Genomic DNA, 414 nt, shown 5'->3' with positions numbered 1-414 from the left:
ACATCGAGGTCACCGCCGCCGACATCGCCGACCGGGACCAGGCCGCCGCACTGGTGGCGCGCGGCGGTGCGCTGTCCGCCGTGGTGCACACCGCCGGTGTCCTGGACGACGGTCTGCTGGACGGCCTGGACGCCGAGCGTCTGGCTTCTGTGTTGGCCGCGAAGGCAGCCGGCGCCACGCACCTGCACGAGCTGACCGCCGACCACGACCTGGACGCGTTCGTACTCTTCTCCTCGGCGGCGGCCACGTTCGGCGGCGCCGGACAGGGTAACTACGCGGCGGCGAACGCCTACCTGGACGCCTTGGCCGAACAGCGAGCATCGCAGGGCCTTGCCGCGCTGTCCGTGGCCTGGGGCCCGTGGGCGGACGCCGGGATGGCCCAGGCCAGCGCGGCGGTCCGCCGGCGCTTGAGCA

Annotated in this window: 1 protein-coding gene; it reads left to right on the top strand. The window is 73.9% G+C overall.

Annotation, left to right across the window (positions count from 1 at the left end):
• A partial coding sequence (locus GWK61_RS55380; protein WP_194922390.1) for a ketoreductase domain-containing protein occupies positions 1 to 414 on the top strand: 414 nt, incomplete at both ends.

Source organism: Catenulispora rubra, assembly GCF_015356825.1.
GTDB classification, from domain to species: domain Bacteria; phylum Actinomycetota; class Actinomycetes; order Streptomycetales; family Catenulisporaceae; genus Catenulispora; species Catenulispora rubra.
This window is presented reverse-complemented; position numbering and strand designations above follow the sequence as displayed.